The following is a 17,189-nucleotide window of genomic DNA, read 5'->3' as shown; positions in this document are numbered from 1 at the left end:
GGCGGCGTCTCCTACACGTCCAGCAGCGGCTTGTGCTTGATGTGCCGGGCGAAGACCTGCATGAACTGCGGATCGACCCTCGCGCCCCACACGGCCAGCGAGTGACCGACGATCCAGAGCACTACGCCAGGAATCCAGAGTTGCAGGCCCAGCCCGACGGCAGCGGCTAGCGTGCCGTTGGCAATCGCCACCGTGCGCGGTGCGCCGCCCATCAAGAGCGGCTCGGTCAGCGAGCGATGTAGCGGCACCTCGAAGCCGGCCGCGAAGCTATCCGGGCCACTCATACGACAGCCCCGCCGGAGAAGCTGAAGAACGACAGGAAGAACGAGGACGCGGCGAACGCGATGCTCAAACCGAACACGATCTGGATCAGCTTGCGAAAGCCGCCCGACGTGTCGCCGAAGGCGAGCGCGAGGCCCGTGGCGATGATGATGATGACCGCGACGATGCGTGCCACCGGCCCCTGAATCGACTCCAGAATGGATTGCAGCGGGCCTTCCCACGGCATCGAGGAGCCGGATGCCTTCGCCGTGCCCGCCGTCATCAGCATGACTGCGGCCAGCAGCAGGCCGTGGTGCGCGGGGCCGGCCAGCCGCCGCAGGCGTGCGATGGTTGAAACCGGATTTACGGAATTACGGAAAGCGTGAACGTGCATCTGCGTCATGGCAGTTCTCCAGGTAGGTCAAGGGACGAGGAAGGCGCAGCGGCATCGGCTGCGAGAGGAACCGGCATCAGCTCGGGAAACGGTGTTTCCAGCGCGTCCGCCAGGCGATAGCCGGTGCCGTCGAAACCGACGACACGGGCGATGCTTTCGACGCGGCGCTTGCGGCCACGCCCGGCGATGTGGATCACGACGTTGACCGCCTCGGCGATCAGCGCACGCGGTGGGTTCACCGCCACTTCAAGAATCAACTGTTCGAGGCGCAGCAGCGCGCCCAGCGCGGAACCGGCGTGGATGGTGGCGATGCCGCCGGGGTGGCCGGTGCCCCACACCTTAACCAAGTCCAGGGCTTCGCCGCCGCGTACCTCGCCGACGATCACGCGGTCGGGGCGCAGGCGCATCGTGGCCCGCACCAGCTCGGTCATAGACACGACGCCAGCGCGGGTGCGCAGCGGCACATGGTCGCGGGCTGCGCATTGCAGCTCGATGGTGTCTTCGAGCACAAGCACGCGGTCGCCCGTGGCGGCGATCTCCGCAAGCAAGGCATTGGCGAGTGTGGTTTTGCCGCTGCTCGTCGCCCCGGCGATCAGGATGTTCTGGCGCTCACGCACGGCGCGGCGCAGGAACTCGGCCTGGCCTGTGGTCAAGATGCCGTCGGCCACATAGCGATCCAGCCCGATGATGCTCACGGCGCGCTTGCGCAGCGCGAAGGCTGGGCCGGGCGCTGCGGGCGGCAAGATGCCCTCGAACCGCTCGCCGGTTTCGGGCAGCTCGGCGGTCAGCAGCGGCCGCCCGCGATGCACCTCTGCGCCGACGTGCGCAGCCACCAGCCGGATGATGCGTTCGCCATCGTCTTGGGACAGCTCCACGCCCAGCGGCATGCGGCCCGATGACAACCGATCCACCCATAGGGTGCGGTCGGGGTTGAGCATGATTTCCACCACGTCGGGGTCGGCCAGCGCAGCGGCGATGACTGGCCCCATTGCCGTGCGCAGCATCTGGATACGGCGATCCAGAGAGGTTGCGGCGGATGAGAGTTCGGGCGGGGTTTGCGGAATGGCGCTCATGAGGCACGCTCCTGCGCTTCAGCCAGTGCCTCCGCGTCATCCATTCGCGCCGGGTCTGGGTGCAGTTCTTCCACAACGTCGCGCACCAGGCTGCGGCCACGCAGCAGGTGGCGGCCGAGCCGCTCCACGAATTGCTCGAAACGCGCTTTGCCTTGGGCGCGAGCTGCGTCCTGATGGGCTTCGGGAATCGGGGTGCTGACGGTCAGGAAGTAGCGGATGAACAGCGCCAGTGTTTCGATCTGGATGTTCTGGTCGCGCTCCATGCGCTCGGCCTGCCGCGACAGGCGATCGAGCCGCTTGGCGATGGCCGCCTCGCGCTGGTCGCCAGCATCGGGCGATAGCCACGACGCGAGCGCCGCCGCGACAATGGACGACTTGGACACGCCTTTCTTGGCGGCCAGTTCTTCGAGACGCTTGGCGTGCTCGGGCTGAATGAACAGATTGAGGCGGTATTGGCTCATAAGTCGATTCCGTCGTTGGGGTCGAGGGAAGCCAGCCGGGCCGTGCGCTGCATGGCCGGGTCGAGCTGGCCGGGAAGCGGCAGCGGCAGGTCGTCGTCGTCATCGAGCAGAGTCAGGTCATGGCCGGCGAGCAGCGGTTCGGGGCTGTATTCGCTGACTTCGGATAGCTCCGGCTGTCGGCGTGGGCCGCCGTCATCGGCGGTGCCTGTGCCATCGCCGGACAGGCCCGCAGCCCGGACCGTTGACACGGCTGGGATCGATAGGCCGCTCCAGTCGTCGGGCCGGGCCGGTGGCGCGTCCGCGTATTGCCCGGCCGCGAGCACAGGCGGCGGTAAAACGCGGTTCTTGAAATTCGCGTCGGCGTAGTAGCGCAGCTTCTTGGCCTTGATCGGTGCCACGCTGGACACCATCACCACAGCTTCCTCAGTCGGAAGCTGCATCACTTCACCGGGCGTCAGTAGCGGGCGGGCCGTCTCCTGCCGCGACACCATGAGGTGCCCCAGCCACGGTGCCAATCTGTGCCCGGCATAGTTGCGCTGCGCGCGCAGTTCGGTAGCGGTGCCAAGCGTTTCGGAGATCCGTTTCGCAGTGCGTTCATCGTTGGTGGCGAACGTCACGCGGACATGGCAGTTATCCAGAATCGAATGGTTCTGGCCGTAGGCTTTGTCGATCTGGTTGAGCGATTGGGCGATAAGAAAACTGCGGATTCCGTAGCCCGCCATGAAGGCAAGCGCCGTCTCGAAGAAGTCCAGGCGGCCCAGCGCCGGGAACTCATCGAGCATCAGCAGCAGCTTGTGGCGGCGTTCGATGCCGTCGCTGCCGTCGAGCGATTCGGTGAGCCGTCGGCCGATCTGGTTGAGGATCAGGCGAATGAGCGGTTTCGTCCGCGAAATATCCGAAGGTGGCACTACCAGATAAAGCGACACCGGATGCTCGGACGCGATCAGGTCGGCGATACGCCAGTCGCAGCGCGAGGTGACTTCGGCCACCGTGGGGTCGCGGTAGAGGCCCAGGAACGACATGGCGGTGCTCAACACGCCGGAACGCTCGTTGTCCGACTTGTTGAGCACTTCGCGCGCCGCCGAAGCGACGACTGGATGCGGGCCACCACCTTCCACGTTCACGAGGTGCTGTGTGGTCATCATCCGGTGCAAGGTCAGCTCGAAGGGGCTGGCCGGATCGGAGAGGAAATTGGCGACGCCGCGCAGCGTCTTGTCCTCGCCCGCGTAGAGCACATGCAGGATGGCCCCGACCAGCAGCGCGTGCGAAGTCTTCTCCCAATGGTTGCGCTTCTCAAGCGCGCCTTCTGGATCGACCAGAATGTCGGCTATGTTCTGTACGTCACGCACTTCATGTGCGCCGCGCCGAACTTCTAGCAGCGGGTTGTAGGCCGCCGACTTCGCATCGGTCGGATTGAACAGCAGGCAGTGTGAGTAGCGTGAGCGCCAACCTGCGGTGATCTGCCAATTCTCGCCCTTGATGTCGTGGACTACGGCGGATGCAGGCCAAGAAAGCAGCGTCGGCACCACAAGGCCGACGCCTTTGCCTGAGCGCGTGGGCGCGAAAGTGAGGATGTGTTCCGGGCCTTCATGCCGAAGGTACTTGCCATCGTGCTGACCGAGGAACACGCCGATCGGCTGCGTAAGGCCGGCTTTGCGAATGTCCTCCGTACTTGCCCAGCGTGCCGAGCCATAGGTCGTGACTAGGCGTGATTGACGAGAGCGCCAGATCGACATGCAGACTGCGACCACCACCGCCAGCAAGCCACTGCCACCCGCTATGGCACCGCCCGTGTCGAAAACGCGTGGCGCGTAGGCATCGAAGAAGAACCACCACTCAAACAGCTTCCACGGGAGGTAGATCGGTGTGCCGAGGAAATCAAACCAGGGGGAGCCAAGGCGTACCTGATAGCCAAGGGCTGCTGCCGTCCATTGTGTGGCGCCCCACACACCCGCGATCACGATGCCGAATACCACGGCTATCTGACCGAACAGCACATTCGTACCTTGCATAGCCCCGCCTCCAATCTCTCCTACGCTGATTCCCTTGGGAAACGCGGCTTAGAAATGTGCCGCAGGCGTCAGGATCGGTGCTGGCTTAGTGCCGGTCAAAGACCGTTTGGGGCAGAAAGGTCGATAAGAAAGAATGAATTCGCGCTGTGTCTAGCCAGGGAGTGACTCCGTAAGCGCCGGCGAATATCAGCGTGCCGAACAGAAGATTCAGGCAGACTAGCGAATTGCTGAATTGCTGAATTGCTGAATTGCTGAATTGCTGAATTGCTGAATTGCTGAATTTCAGAATTTGGGGGATTCTTTGGGCGGTGTGTATGGCGTTTTTCCGTCACCGTAGAACCGCTTACGTGTTGCCTCCGCTACCCGGTTGCAAAGCAGTTCGCCCAAAGTAGGCCGATCCGTCTTGCATTGCTGGCGCAACTTCTTGAGCTGTTCCGGGTCTGCCACCAGCTCTTCTACTGTCGGGGTTTTCTTTTCTGCACTAGTGGCTTTGTGCGGTTTATCAGATTGACCGCATGCGACTAGCATTGCAGCGACGAGCGTGATGGCGAGTCTCATGGCATCAATTCCTCCGGAAGATCGGGATTTCGGCTTTTTGTTGACCTGAGAAACTCTGGCAATTCGATGGCCTGTACTCGCTGAATGAAGCGCGCAAGCTCGTCAAACGGATCGCCTTCAAGTCTGAGTAGATAGGTCGTCAAAGGTGGTACGCGTGTCGAAAGCGGCCTCGCCACGACTCCTGGCTCTCGGGAGGCTGCAATGTGTGCAGCCCCTGTAAGTCCGAGTGCAAAACCGGCAGATACCAACGCCATCATCAGGTCGAAAGTGGTAACCCGCTCGGCAACTAGAGGCTGCATTTCAGCCCGGCTAAGTACTCGCTCAATGTGCTTGGCGTGGCCCTCGCACACTTGAGGATCAGATAGCACTAGCGGGTAGCGCAGCAGTTCATCCAATGGAATTCGCTTAAGAGCCAGCAACGGATGCCGAGCTGGCAGCGCCACCATAAGCGTGTCAGTCCACGCGGGAAGTGCGACGATTCCATCACCTACGTCGTCGGACTGTGCAAAGCCGACGTCATACAGGTCGTCGTGCAATCCTTTGATTTGTTGGGATAGTGGCACCTCAAAAAAGCGAATCTCAACCTCGGGCTCCTCCTCGCGACACAACGCCAATAGGGCTGGTAAGCACAGTAGTGTTGCGCCGTCTGACAAGGCGACGCGGAGTTGTCCATGAAAGCCATTTTTTGCTGCCTTCACGCAGTCCCGCGCCTGTTGCAAGGATGCGAACACCCGAGGTGCGTGCTCCATGAGCATCAACCCAGCTCGTGTCAAACGCGTGCTTCTCGTGTTCCGAATAAAGAGCTGTGCTCCTAACTCCTCTTCGAGTTCTTTGATCGTGCGAGACAGTGGGGACTGCTCAATATGCAGTTTCGCAGCGGCGCGAGCGAAGTGAAGTTCCTCGGCGAGCGCCATAAAACAACGTAGATGTCGAATTTCCATGCGTCCCCTACTAATCGTCGATCTATTCAGTATTTAAAACTCGCTGCCATGCTGCGTTCTTCCAACTCAAGGACTCAGGGTGAAGATTGCAGATTCACATGCTCTGGCGAACCAGAAAGCGCTTTAGCGAGAACACCCCATTGCACGGCTGCGTCGGCGCGAGCACGGACCAGAGCCGCTCGCTGGGACAAGGTGCCACGCTCCGCTTCTGCAACAACGGTCGCATCCACCTGTCCCGCCTCAAAGAGGCGTCGACTGCGGTCAAGGAGTCGATCAGCGACGACAAGACCATCGACCTGATGCTGCAGAGAAGTCCGCTGGGTCTGCCAGCCCAGATAAGCGTTCTCCACATCCTGAAGCGCAAGCAAAACCGTGCGTTCCAGGTCAGCCTGTGCGCCGCGACTGCGTGCTGAGCCCTCGTCGATTCCCGCTTGTATTGCTCCACCGTCAAAGATCGGAAGCGTCACACCCAAGCCCAGAGAGAAAATGTTCCCTGCCACACGTGTTCCGTTGTTCTCGAAGCGTTGGCGCCCACCACTCAAATCGAGCACAAGTTTGGGGAGCCGCTCGCCTTCTGCTGCGTTCCATCGCGCCGTCGCCGCTGCAAGACGCGCCTGCGCGGCTCTGACGTCGGGGCGCTGCTGCAGCAATTCGCCTGGCACGCTTCTGGGAGTCCAATCGGGCATGGTGAGAGAGGCAAGCGCAGGACCGCTGCCAAGCGCCCCCGGAATCCGGCCAACGAGCACATCCAAGGCATGCGTTGCTTCGCCGCGTACGCGTCGCAACTGCTCTTGCTCCACCCGGAGGGCGATGACCTCGGAACGCGTGCGTTCAATGTCAAAGCCCGTAGCTTGACCTGCCTTGAACTTCTGCTCTGTCAGACGCTCAAGGCGCTCGGCGACTTGAAGTCGCTCTTTTGCCAGATCTTCCAGCTCTGCCGCCTGCCGCTGCTGCAGTGCAGCGGACACTGTCTCAAAGGCGATCTGCCAACGTGTCGCGAACCAGTTCTGTTCGACAGCAACTGCGTCCATCCGTGCGCCATCAGCGGCATGCGAGAGGCGGCCCGCTAGATCAACTTCCCATGAAGCCGACAGCGGAAGCCTGGCATCGCTGCTGATGGTCGGTGCCAAAGAAAAGTCGCGCGCGCGCGTTGCTTGGGGCGTGAGCGCCAAGCTAGGGAACATTGAAGCGCGTGTACGTCGGGTGATCGCCACAGCTTCATCAATCCGCGCTCTTGCAATAGCGAGATCGGTGTTGTGCTCCAGCGCGTTGCGCACCAGCGCGTCAATCAGCGGATCACCGTACGCCGTCCACCACTCGGCCGGGAGTGCTTGTGCTGGCACCTGCTGCACAGCCAGACCCGCTTCGTTCATGAATTTGGCCGGAACCTCAACGCGTGATGTCTCCACCCTGTGAGGCGAGTGGCTGCACGCGGCGAGAAGCGTGATCGATAGGAATGCAACAGCAGTAAGGCCGCGGCGGGCGTAGGGATCGGACATGTTGAGCCACTAGGTTGTGAATTGAGGAGGCCGTCTTGACGGGCATAGTTCATGGCGTGTACTATACCGTCCAGACGATTCAAAAATCAAGCATCTTTGGAGTTTCACCATGGCAACTCGTATGAAATCAAGCCCAGAGGAGTCGCATTCGGCGGACAACGGCGCTGAAGCCCCCTCCATCTCTAAGAAAGCGCAACAAACACGGGAGCGCATCCTTCAAGCTGCGCGTGACGTAGTCATGGAGGGAGGTGCCGGGCACCTAACGCTTGACGCGGTCGTTGCACGGGCAGGAATGAGCAAAGGTGCGTTCCTGTACCACTTCAAGACCAAGCGCGATCTGCTCCTCACGATGATTGATGACCAGGTCTCGGCGTTTGATGGCGGGCAGGAAGAGCGAGAGCTGCCATTCGTCGGCGATCCAGACCCTTGGCTATCCAGCCAGGTCTCGGCTATGCCTGACGGCGGGATGCAAAAGATGAGCGCTGCATTGCTGGCGGCCGTGGCTGAAGACCCCACGCTGCTTGAGCCTGTGCGCGGCTGGTACCGCAGGCAGTACGAGAACGCGAGCAAATCTCCACGCGGCACCGATATCGCCGGAATCGTTCTATTTGCCTTGGACGGAGTCTTCCTCGCCGAAATGATGGGTTTTCCGACGTTTGCTGCCGAAGACCTTTCTCGACTCATGCACACCCTCCAGGCGCTCGCCCGCGGCGAACTGGAACTCACCCCTATTGATAAACGCTGATGAAAGGCCTTCCCGTGTCTTGCACTCCCTTTAAATCCCAGTCCTGGCAAATGCAGAAAGTCGGCCTTGCGTTTGCTCTACTCGCATTGCTCGCCGGCTGTGGCGCTCAAAAGGAGCCTGCTTCCGATCCCCCGCGAGCGGTCAAGCTGCTCACCGTGGGTGATACAGCTTCGGTGGACAATCGCATCGAGCTGAGTGGCCTGGCTCGTTCCAGCGAGCGAAGCACCTTGGGGTTTGAGACTGGCGGGCGGATCAGCAAACTTCATGTGGACGTGGGGGACCGATTCTCTCGTGGACAGGTTCTTGCAGAGCTTGATGTCCAGCCCGAGCAACTTCGCCTGGAACAGGCTCGGGCGGCACTTGCCGCTGCAGAAGCCGCGCTGGCAGACCGAATCGTGCAGACCAAGCAGCAACGCGGGTTACTGGAGGGTGACGTGATCTCTCCCGCCGCTTTCGAAAGCGTGAAAGCGCAGTTGGTTGCTGCCGAGGGGCAGGTTCGCAATGCCAAGGCCGCATTGGGCCTTGCAGAACGTGCGCAACGGGGTACCGCCATTCATGCGCCATTTGACGGCGTCGTTGCTGCGAAACTCGCGCTCCCTTTCACTGATATTGCAGCCGGAGCGCCCGTGCTTGAAGTGGATGGACTGCGCAGCGGCGTAGAAATCCTTGCGACCGCATCGACGACCCAAGCGGTGCACATACAAGTTGGGCAAGTCGCAGAACTGCGCCTCAGCGAGTCAGCAAGTCCCGTTCGTGCTTCGGTAAAACGCATTGGCTTGCGTGCAGAGAATGGCTCACTTCTGCCTGTGGTTCTCGTTCCTCAAGATGCTACTCAGGCGCGCATTCTTCGGCCCGGGTCTGCCGTTCAAGTATTGCTGAAAGCACCGGAATCTAAGGATGCCTCGTCAGACGGTTTGATTCTTCCCTATTCGGCACTTGTGCTCGGTGAAAAAGTGGGACAAGCCGCAGTGTTCGTATATGACGTGACCGGAAAAAAAGTGCACCGCCGGGAAGTGCAATTCCAGAGCGTTCCTGGCGGCGACAACGTTCGCGTCGTTAATGGTCTGAAGCGGGGCGAGGCGGTGGTCGCGGCTGGTGCTGGGTGGCTCACAGAGGGGCAGCAAGTCACTCCCCTGAAAGCCCTGTCTCAATTGGCCGGGCGCTGACGCGCGCTACAGGGAGACTTCGCTATGAAGATCACAGAAATGGCGCTGCGCGCCAGCAGACTCACGTACCTTGCCGCCGTCATCATTCTTGTTGCCGGCATTGCCACGTTTCTCAATTTCCCGTCGCAGGAGGAGCCATCGGTCACGATCCGAGATGCGGTTGTTGCCGTTCTGAACCCTGGCATGCCGGCCGAGCGCGTCGAACAGTTGATTGCGCGCCCGATTGAGGAGCGCTTGCGGGAACTGGCCGAGGTCAAGCGTGTAACCACGACCGTTCGCGCGGGTGCGGCGGTCATACAGGTCACGATCTGGGAGCGGTACACCGACCTAGCCCCCATATGGCAGCGCGTGCGTGCGAAAGTTGCCGATGCTCAACCGATGCTCCCCCAGGGAACGTTGGGGCCGTTTGTCAACGACGACTTTGGCCGTGTTGCAGTAGCGTCCATTGCTGTAACTGCTCCAGGCTACTCCATGAGCGAAATGCGTGTGTCGCTGAAAGAGATGCGCGACCGCCTGTACGCGCTTCCTGGCGTCGATCGAATCAGCTTCTACGGCCTGCAGGAAGAACGCGTCTATCTCGAATTTGATCGGCCCAAGCTGGCCCAACTTGGATTGACCCCTCAGGGAGTGATCGATCAACTCGTCAAACAAAACGTCGTACTTTCAGGCGGACAGATTGCCATCGGTGGCATCAACGCTTCGTTGGCTGTCAGTGGAGAGGTTCGTGATGCCGCTTCGCTACGCGCATTGCCGATCATGATGGCGCAAAGCCAGGGTGTGCGTGGCGCTTCTCCCACTCCATCAATCGCCCTGGGAGAGCTTGCGCACGTGCAGGTGCAACCTGCAGATCCACCCGAGTCTGCCGCGATCTACAAGGGGCAGCCTGCCGTGGTGATGGCTGTGTCCATGACCTCGGGCCAGAACGTGGAGCAGTTCGGTGCGGCACTCAAATCCCGTGTGGCGGAGCTTGAGAAGCTCCTGCCTGCAGGTTTCGAGCTGTCCTATGTGACGTTTCAGGCAGACATCGTCAAGCACGAGATGGGCAAGATGAACCATGTGATGCTTGAAACTATTGTCATCGTGCTTGGCGTCGTCGTCCTTTTCCTCGGATGGCGCACTGGAATCATCGTCGGAATGATCGTGCCACTGACCATTCTGGGGGCGCTGATCGTGATGCGCACGCTGAACATTGAACTGCAGAGCGTTTCGATGGCCGCCATCATCATCGCGCTGGGTCTTTTAGTTGACAACGGCATCGTGATTGCCGAGGACATTGAACGGCGCTTGGCCGCTGGTGAAGACCGCAAACATGCTTGCCTCGAAGCTGGCCGCACGCTTGCACTGCCACTGCTGACGTCCTCCTTGGTCATCGTCATCGCTTTTTCACCGTTCTTTTTTGGACAGAGTGCGACGAGTGAATATCTGCGCTCTCTGGTCATCGTCCTTGCGCTCACCTTGCTCGGATCTTGGCTGCTTTGCCTGACCGTCACACCTCTGCTGTGCTACCACTTCGCCAAAGTGCACCATCAGCCAGCGGACGACGCGCAGACCTACGACACACGCTTCTATCGCGGCTATCGCAAGGTGCTTGAGTGGGTACTTGGCCACAAGGCGATCTACGTCGGTGTGATGACGGGGGCATTGGCCGTCGCTCTGTACGGATTCACGACACTGCCATACGACTTCTTGCCGAAGTCCGACCGTGTGCAGTTCCAGATACCTGTTCAACTCGCACCTGGAATGGATTCACGCCTCACGCTTGCGAAAGTGAAGGAGGTCAGTGGCTGGCTCGGCGATCAAGAAATCAACCCCGAAATCACGGATCACATTGGCTACGTGGCTGACGGTGGACCGCGCTTCATCCTCGGATTGAATCCACCGTTGCCAGCATCGAACATTGCGTACTTCGTTGTGACGGTCAAGACAGGCACCAACATTGATGCGGTGATTGCCCGAACGCGGGCTTACTTTGCCCAGCATCATGGAGATGTACGCGCAGAGCCTCAGCGGTTCTCGTTAGGTACTACCGAAGCTGGCACAGCCGTCTACAGGGTCAGCGGACCGGATCATGAGGTGCTGATGAATGCAGCGGCAAAGATCGAGTCTGCACTTCGGGATCTGCCTGGAACAGCCAACATCAAGAACAACTGGGACACCCGTGTCGGTCGTCTCGATGTTCGAGTCGATCAGGACCGTGCGCGACGTGCTGGCGTAACCACCGATGACATCGCCGCCTGGCTTGGCACCCGCTACATCGGCCAGTCGATCTCTGTGATCCGAGATGGCGATACCAGCGTGCCAATCGTAATGCGCGGGACGCCTAATGATCGACGCAGCACTGCGGACGTAGGTGCGACGACCATCTATCCAGCGTCGGGTGGTCAACCCGTTGCTCTGGCGCAAGTGGCCGATGTCACGCTGTCCAGCGAGCCGTCCGTTATTCAACGCCGCAATCTCATTCGTACGGTTACGGTTCAGGGGCAGAACACGGCATACACCGCGCAAGAGATCGTGGATCACCTTGCACCTAAGATCGCTGCAATCGAACTACCTGCGGGCTATGCCATAGAGCTTGGTGGAGAAATTGAAGAATCAGCTGAATCGAATGCTTCGCTTTCGCACTACATGCCGTTTGCTCTTCTGGCGATGCTGCTGCTGTTCATCTGGCAGTTCAACTCGTTCCGCAAGCTGATCGTCATCCTAGCAACCATTCCGTTCACGTTGATTGGTGTTGTGATTGCATTGAAGGCGACAGGGACGCCTTTCAGCTTCATGGCGACCTTTGGTGTGCTTGCGCTTTTCGGAATCATCGTCAACAACGCCGTTCTGCTGCTCGAACGCATTGAACAGGGCCTCGCGGAAGGGCTCGCGCGGCATGAGGCCCTGGTGGGGGCGGCGATGCAGCGGCTGCGTCCGATCGTGATGACGAAAGTGACCTGTATCGCGGGTCTCGTACCCCTGATGTTGTTTGCCGGCCCACTGTGGAAGGGCATGGCCATCGCCATGATTGGTGGCTTAGCGCTTGGCACACTCGTGACGCTGGGATTGATCCCGCTGCTCTACGAAGTGCTTTTCGGAATGAAGTGGCCCGGCAGCAATCAGCGTCAAGAGGCGACGCAACATCCGACGTATCCGGTTTAACCCATCGGATCAACTATTCACCTTTTAAGCCCCGCCATCTCCTATAGCCGGAGCAATGCAGGCGGGGGCTGATTAGTCGTTATTGGCAAGACATTGCCAGATAGTTGGATGGCTAAGTTCTTCTAAATAGATTCGGAGAAATATATGAACCCGCTGATGTGGAATCCATGGCTAGTGCTTTTGATTGCTGGACTTTTCGAAATAGGTTGGCCACTTGGCCTCAAGCTGGGCGCAGTCAATGCGGCGATGCGCTACGTGGGGCCGGCGATTGCGGTCGCATGTATGGCAGCCAGCGGTTTTTTCCTGTGGCTGTCACTCAAGCAGATTCCCATGGGAACAGCCTACGCTGTTTGGACCGGCATCGGTTCGCTGGGCGCATTTTTCGTAGGCGTGTATGCGTTCGGTGACACAGCTTCTTTGATACGTTGGGCTGGCATCGCGCTTGTTGTCGCCGGCATTGTCTGTTTGAAACTTGGATAAGCGAAAATATCTATGAAAACCTCTTTTGCATTTGTTCGATTTTTATTGATGATAAGCCTTGCTGCAGCCTTATCTGGCTGTGCATCAAATGGCATGACTCGATCTGCGTTTCTTGGCGATCACGATGTATTGGAGAAAACGAAGTACGAAAACGTTTTACTCTTCAGAGCGCCTGGCTTTGAACCCAGTCGTTACCGGGAAATAGTAGTCGAGGACGCTCAGATAGTTACGAAAACTGGACACATCGATGGGCTTGAAGCTGAGCAGGAGCGTGAGCTTCTCGATCACGTCAACAGTGAACTGCGACACCTCCAAACCAAGTCCGAAGCTCCCGCCTCGTCAGGCCGCATACGTGTGCGTGTAGCAATTACGACCATTGAGACACCTAATCGCGCAGTCAATACCCTAACGACGTTGCTTGTTGGGCCTGTGACAACAGGCGGAGCCAGTTTGGAGTTCGAGGCAGTAGATGAAAAAACAGGTCGTCGAGTTGCTGCTGCCAGCTGTTTCGGGCACGGCAACGCTATCGCTGATTTCAAAGGCTCCTATACATTGCTCGGACATGCAAAGTCTGCAATCTCCACCTGTCTTGAACAGATCAATAGCGCTTGGAGAAGTGCTGACTCGTGAATAGCATTGATTCCATACCTTCGCGTGCCACAAGCAAAGTGCGAGAAACCCAACCAAGAGGATTGGTAGGGTGCCTTTCTTGGATCGCCAGCATCAGTCAAAATTCGCTCAGTTCCGTCGCAAAATTGCCGGCGGTTCTCATTCTTTTCTGTTCAAAACGCTGCGTGATGCTACTTGCGGAGGTAAAGCGCCTGGAGGTGTGTAGGTCCACGCGATGGAGTTTGGCCGGCGCGCTGGCAACTGTAGTTTTGACAGGGTGCTCCACCTACCGTCCTTGGATCAACCCGCCCCTTTCCAACGCCGCCTTAGTGGCTCCTGCCGAGAGCGACCAAAGCATCAGGCCGTTGGAGGTCAACCAGCCGGTGATTGTTGCAGTGACACTGTCAGGCGGGGGCGCGCGGGCGGCGGCCTTCGGTCTGGGCGTGCTACGCGAACTCAAGGCCACACGCTTCACTCTAGAGGGCCAGGAGACCACTCTGCTGGATCAGGTGTTCCTGGTCAGTGGCGTGTCGGGGGGCAGCATACTTGCCGCGCACTTCGCAGCATTCGGCGATGCTACGCTGACTCGTTTCGAGCCGGATTTTCTACTTGTGCCCTTTGAGGGGCGACTCTTACGTGAAGCTCTCTGGCCAGGGCGTCTCTATAGATTAACTTCGCCTTGGTTTGGACGCAGCCAGATCCTGGCCCAACGCTTGGACGAACTTTTTGAGGGCCGCTCCTTTGGTGACGTGCGACGACGACCAGGCGCGCCCGAACTGATGATCACGGCAACCGACCTCACGACCGGTGCCCCTTTTGATTTCACCACCGAGCAATTCCGGCTAATTTGTTCCGACCTCGATGCAACACCGCTGTCTTTCGCGGTGGCGGCCTCGTCGGCAGTACCGCTGGTGCTGTCGCCCGTAACGGTGCGAAACAACGCCAATACTTGTTCGCCGCCTCTCCGATCTTTGCCTTTCCGAGGGCAAGATTACAGATCACGCATCTTGCAAAGCAGCATAGACAGCTACCGCAATGCGCAGGATCGGCCCTATATTCACCTCGTGGACGGTGGTGTCTCCGACAATCTCGGCGTACGTTTGATGCTAGACCGGCTAGTAGCCTCGGGCTCAATGAGCGCCAACTTCTCGGAGGTCAAGCCCGGAAGCCTGCGCCGACTCGTGTTGGTGACGGTGAACTCCGAACGCGGGCTGAGTGAGCGAGTGGACAGTAGCGACCGAGTTCCCAGTACGACGCAAGTACTTGAGTCGCTGATCTTCGGTGCCGGCGCTCGCGAGACCCAGGTGACGCTGGCCATGCTTAACGACGACCTGCAGCACTGGCGTTCCGAGATTGATCGCACGCGTGGCCAAGCGGACAGCCCCTTTGCAGCCGACGCAGAAATCTACGTAGTAAGCGTAAGTCTGAACGACGTGCACGACGATAAGATCCGGCACTCGCTGCTGCGCGTACCCACGGCCTTCACGATCGAGGCTAAGGATGTTTTGGACCTGCAAACTGCGGGAAGCGAAACACTAAGGCAATCCGAGGAGTTTCTGGCGCTGATTGAATCTTTAAAAAGAATCTCGACGGCCAAGCAGACCGCGCCTAGTACTAAGCCCCCATGATATCTAAGTGATACCGATACCGGGCTTTCGTCCCAGTTCCCAAGAGGCACTGCCGCCGATGACCTTGGCGGTAAGCTGTTGTCCCAACCGCTGCTCAATCACCGGTCGCCACGGCACGAGGCTGAACCCCATGCCGTCATCGAGCATCGCGTAGCGCCCGCTGACGAGCATGATGGAACGCCGGTAGATACCGGCTACGCGCTGCCCGTCGGCCACCGGGCGATGCTCTAGGCCGGTTTCCGCCGCAATGTCCTTCGCGGCCTGCACTAGCTCCCGATTGCGTAGCGTGCCCAGCAGGTCGCGCGCCAGAATGACGCGCTGCCCGCGGCGCTGTGCCAGCCCCTGTTCTTCGAGGAAATCGACTCGCTGCTGCATGGCCTGCTTGGTATCACCGCCAAAGCCCAAGTTGCCCAGCCCACGGCCGCCGCCGATCAGTTGCTGGTCAAGCCAAGTCGCGCCGATGACGCGGGTCTGCCGTTCAATAGGAAGGCGTGATTTCAGCTCTACGGCTACACCGCCCAGTCGTTGCGCGTCGTATTGGCGGCCACGCTCGGCCAGGTCGTTCGGCACCTTCCATAGCCCTTCTGCCACGCGCTCCACGATGCCAGCCCGGCGCAGGGCTTCCAGTCGCCGGACATGAGCGGCGACGACTTCCTGCGGGTCGCGTCCGGGCTTGGCCCGGCCCTGCTCGATTACCAGGTGATGATCGGTGCGGTACAGGCCATCGCTCGCCAGCGAGGCGATGTTCTTGTCGGCCGTGCGCACCTCAGTCGAACCCTTCACCTCCACCACAGCGCCCGTGGGATAGTTCGCCAGCTCGTCGCGGGCGTTCAGTGCAACGTAGTGGGCCTTACCGTCCGTGCCGTCGATGACCAGATAGCCTCGGTCGTGCAACTCATCGACAAGCCCCTTCGCGGCCACGCGCCCGATGAGGCTGCGACCATCGTCGCCCGGCTCGAACACCGCCAGCTCACGCGGCTGGCCGCTCATGGCCCGCTGCATCGTTCGGATGATGTCGCCACGCTCACCCAGGGCGCGTAACGTCTTTTCCGCGTCCGTATGGACGGCCCAATTGCCGGGCTGCACCTCGTCGGCCAGGCCCAGGCGCTGCAAGCGTTGCAGGCGGCCGATCAGCAGTAGGCGCTGGCGTTGCAAGTGCGGCTCATTGAAGCCTTCGATTCGCACCCGGCCATCCTCGCCGGTCTCGCGTTGCAACGTGCGGTCGAGGCTCGTCCACCGCTCTTGCTCCACCTCGCGCCCCAAGGTCTGCTGGATCTCCAGTTCGGTGCGTGGCCCCAGCCATTCGGTCGCCAGTTCGGCGGCCCGATAGCGAAAGCCGTGTGCGATGTAGTCGCCCGCGATGATGAGGTCTTTGCCGGTGTCGTCGCGCCCGCGCACGATCAAGTGGGTATGCGGGTTGTCGGTATTCCAGTGATCGACCGCCACCCAATCCAGCCGTGTGCCCAGGTCGGCTTCCATGCGATTCACCAGATGGCGTGTGTAGGTACGCAGGTCATCCAGTTCCGCGCCGTCTTCTGGAGACACGATGAAGCGGAAATGGTGGCGGTCGTCGGTGCAATGTTCCTTGAAGGCGTCAAGGTCAGCTTCGTCGGTCTGTGGTCCGTAGGCCAGACCCGGTTCGCCATCGCGTCCCGCGCCGTCGCGCTCGATGTAGCGCAGGTGCTTGGCGAGCGATTGCGGGCTGGCACGCTGGTGATTGACCAGCAAGGTCTTGATGGTCACGCGCCTTGACATGGGCGTTAGCTTCACCCCGGCGAAGCGCGCCGCTGTGTGGCCGCGGCCCAAGCGTGAACCGGGGCGCTGGCCGGCACGTGCGCCATTGCCACCGGCTGCGGAATGCCGTACCGCCGACTTGCCGCTGCTGGCTTTGCCCGCCTGCTTGAGCACCTTGGAAACGAAGCTCTGCCCCTGCCCCTTGCCCCGATTCTTTGGGGCGCTCGGGCGCACGCGGAAATCGTCGTCGCGGCGGTCGGTCATGGGCGTTCTCCCTGTAAGCTCTGGCGTGTCCAGTCGTGCGATGCACGCGGACATGCCTGCATTGGCGCGACCTTCGCGCCGAACACGGCACGGCGGCGAAGCCGCTCCGTGCCGCGCCACCCCCATGTGCAGACAGGCTTTCGACGCGGCCCGGTGCCGCGTCCTTTTGTCTTGCCTTCCGCCTTTGCCCTTCGCTGTCGCTCCAGGCACCGGCGGCCCGGCG

At 60.3% G+C, this 17,189-nt stretch carries 15 protein-coding genes; 6 read left to right on the top strand and 9 right to left on the bottom strand.

What is annotated here, in order from left to right:
• Positions 1 to 11: 11 nt before the first annotated feature.
• The 8 genes from J3L11_RS03975 to J3L11_RS03940 form a co-directional block, all read right to left on the bottom strand.
• Complete coding sequence (locus tag J3L11_RS03975; protein ID WP_004883097.1) at positions 12 to 284, bottom strand: VirB3 family type IV secretion system protein; 273 nt, start codon at positions 282 to 284, stop codon at positions 12 to 14.
• Entirely contained in the window at positions 281 to 664 is a 384-nt protein-coding gene (locus J3L11_RS03970) for a TrbC/VirB2 family protein (protein ID WP_004883090.1), read from the bottom strand. Before J3L11_RS03970 ends, J3L11_RS03975 begins: the two co-directional genes overlap by 4 nt.
• On the bottom strand, positions 661 to 1,728 hold the full coding sequence (trbB, locus tag J3L11_RS03965) for a P-type conjugative transfer ATPase TrbB (RefSeq protein ID WP_004883088.1): 1,068 nt from the start codon (positions 1,726 to 1,728) through the stop codon (positions 661 to 663). Before trbB ends, J3L11_RS03970 begins: the two co-directional genes overlap by 4 nt.
• On the bottom strand, positions 1,725 to 2,189 hold the full coding sequence (locus J3L11_RS03960) for a ribbon-helix-helix protein, CopG family (protein WP_004883086.1): 465 nt from the start codon (positions 2,187 to 2,189) through the stop codon (positions 1,725 to 1,727). Before J3L11_RS03960 ends, trbB begins: the two co-directional genes overlap by 4 nt.
• A complete protein-coding gene (locus J3L11_RS03955) occupies positions 2,186 to 4,201 on the bottom strand; it encodes a conjugal transfer protein TraG (protein WP_004883083.1) in 2,016 nt (671 codons plus the stop codon). The genes J3L11_RS03960 and J3L11_RS03955 overlap by 4 nt, the downstream gene beginning before the upstream one ends.
• Positions 4,202 to 4,483: 282 nt before the next feature.
• Positions 4,484 to 4,759, bottom strand: a complete 276-nt coding sequence (locus J3L11_RS03950) for an EexN family lipoprotein (RefSeq protein ID WP_004883082.1) — start codon at positions 4,757 to 4,759, stop codon at positions 4,484 to 4,486.
• Entirely contained in the window at positions 4,756 to 5,700 is a 945-nt protein-coding gene (locus tag J3L11_RS03945) for a LysR substrate-binding domain-containing protein (RefSeq protein WP_004883081.1), read from the bottom strand. The genes J3L11_RS03950 and J3L11_RS03945 overlap by 4 nt, the downstream gene beginning before the upstream one ends.
• 74 nt (positions 5,701 to 5,774) lie before the next feature.
• Entirely contained in the window at positions 5,775 to 7,199 is a 1,425-nt protein-coding gene (locus J3L11_RS03940) for a TolC family protein (RefSeq protein ID WP_092937913.1), read from the bottom strand.
• Between the two features lie 109 nt (positions 7,200 to 7,308).
• Between J3L11_RS03940 and J3L11_RS03935 the strand changes: the two genes are divergently transcribed.
• From J3L11_RS03935 to J3L11_RS03910, 6 genes are all read left to right on the top strand, one after another.
• Positions 7,309 to 7,944, top strand: coding sequence for a TetR/AcrR family transcriptional regulator (locus J3L11_RS03935; protein WP_022652140.1), 636 nt, complete (start codon positions 7,309 to 7,311; stop codon positions 7,942 to 7,944).
• The gene (locus J3L11_RS03930; protein WP_242695081.1) at positions 7,944 to 9,110 is read left to right on the top strand and encodes an efflux RND transporter periplasmic adaptor subunit; all 1,167 of its coding nucleotides are present in this window, start codon (positions 7,944 to 7,946) and stop codon (positions 9,108 to 9,110) included. Before J3L11_RS03935 ends, J3L11_RS03930 begins: the two co-directional genes overlap by 1 nt.
• A gap of 24 nt (positions 9,111 to 9,134) precedes the next feature.
• Entirely contained in the window at positions 9,135 to 12,251 is a 3,117-nt protein-coding gene (locus J3L11_RS03925) for an efflux RND transporter permease subunit (RefSeq protein WP_207570167.1), read from the top strand.
• A gap of 144 nt (positions 12,252 to 12,395) precedes the next feature.
• Complete coding sequence (locus J3L11_RS03920; RefSeq protein ID WP_207570165.1) at positions 12,396 to 12,731, top strand: multidrug efflux SMR transporter; 336 nt, start codon at positions 12,396 to 12,398, stop codon at positions 12,729 to 12,731.
• Between the two features lie 12 nt (positions 12,732 to 12,743).
• Positions 12,744 to 13,361: a DUF3313 family protein gene (locus J3L11_RS03915; protein WP_207570163.1), complete on the top strand. Its 618-nt coding sequence runs from the start codon at positions 12,744 to 12,746 to the stop codon at positions 13,359 to 13,361.
• A gap of 344 nt (positions 13,362 to 13,705) precedes the next feature.
• Positions 13,706 to 14,968: a patatin-like phospholipase family protein gene (locus J3L11_RS03910; RefSeq protein WP_242695080.1), complete on the top strand. Its 1,263-nt coding sequence runs from the start codon at positions 13,706 to 13,708 to the stop codon at positions 14,966 to 14,968.
• A 3-nt stretch (positions 14,969 to 14,971) separates the two neighbouring features.
• On the opposite strand, the gene J3L11_RS03905 is transcribed toward J3L11_RS03910, so the two are convergent.
• Positions 14,972 to 16,966 (bottom strand): relaxase/mobilization nuclease and DUF3363 domain-containing protein, encoded by a 1,995-nt coding sequence (locus J3L11_RS03905; protein WP_207570161.1) that lies wholly within the window; start codon positions 16,964 to 16,966, stop codon positions 14,972 to 14,974.
• Positions 16,967 to 17,189 lie beyond the last annotated feature (223 nt).

The organism is Shewanella sp. 4t3-1-2LB (assembly GCF_017368415.1).
GTDB lineage: Bacteria > Pseudomonadota > Gammaproteobacteria > Enterobacterales > Shewanellaceae > Shewanella > Shewanella fodinae.
Note: the sequence above shows the minus strand (reverse complement) of the source record. Positions and strands in the feature narration are given on the sequence as shown.

Coding starts and splice junctions, on each gene's coding strand:
- J3L11_RS03975 (WP_004883097.1), bottom strand. CDS start 284: ATGAGTGGCCCGGATAGCTTCGCGGCCGGCTTCGAGGTGCCGCTACAT.
- J3L11_RS03970 (WP_004883090.1), bottom strand. CDS start 664: ATGACGCAGATGCACGTTCACGCTTTCCGTAATTCCGTAAATCCGGTT.
- trbB (WP_004883088.1), bottom strand. CDS start 1,728: ATGAGCGCCATTCCGCAAACCCCGCCCGAACTCTCATCCGCCGCAACC.
- J3L11_RS03960 (WP_004883086.1), bottom strand. CDS start 2,189: ATGAGCCAATACCGCCTCAATCTGTTCATTCAGCCCGAGCACGCCAAG.
- J3L11_RS03955 (WP_004883083.1), bottom strand. CDS start 4,201: ATGCAAGGTACGAATGTGCTGTTCGGTCAGATAGCCGTGGTATTCGGC.
- J3L11_RS03950 (WP_004883082.1), bottom strand. CDS start 4,759: ATGAGACTCGCCATCACGCTCGTCGCTGCAATGCTAGTCGCATGCGGT.
- J3L11_RS03945 (WP_004883081.1), bottom strand. CDS start 5,700: ATGGAAATTCGACATCTACGTTGTTTTATGGCGCTCGCCGAGGAACTT.
- J3L11_RS03940 (WP_092937913.1), bottom strand. CDS start 7,199: ATGTCCGATCCCTACGCCCGCCGCGGCCTTACTGCTGTTGCATTCCTA.
- J3L11_RS03935 (WP_022652140.1), top strand. CDS start 7,309: ATGGCAACTCGTATGAAATCAAGCCCAGAGGAGTCGCATTCGGCGGAC.
- J3L11_RS03930 (WP_242695081.1), top strand. CDS start 7,944: ATGAAAGGCCTTCCCGTGTCTTGCACTCCCTTTAAATCCCAGTCCTGG.
- J3L11_RS03925 (WP_207570167.1), top strand. CDS start 9,135: ATGAAGATCACAGAAATGGCGCTGCGCGCCAGCAGACTCACGTACCTT.
- J3L11_RS03920 (WP_207570165.1), top strand. CDS start 12,396: ATGAACCCGCTGATGTGGAATCCATGGCTAGTGCTTTTGATTGCTGGA.
- J3L11_RS03915 (WP_207570163.1), top strand. CDS start 12,744: ATGAAAACCTCTTTTGCATTTGTTCGATTTTTATTGATGATAAGCCTT.
- J3L11_RS03905 (WP_207570161.1), bottom strand. CDS start 16,966: ATGACCGACCGCCGCGACGACGATTTCCGCGTGCGCCCGAGCGCCCCA.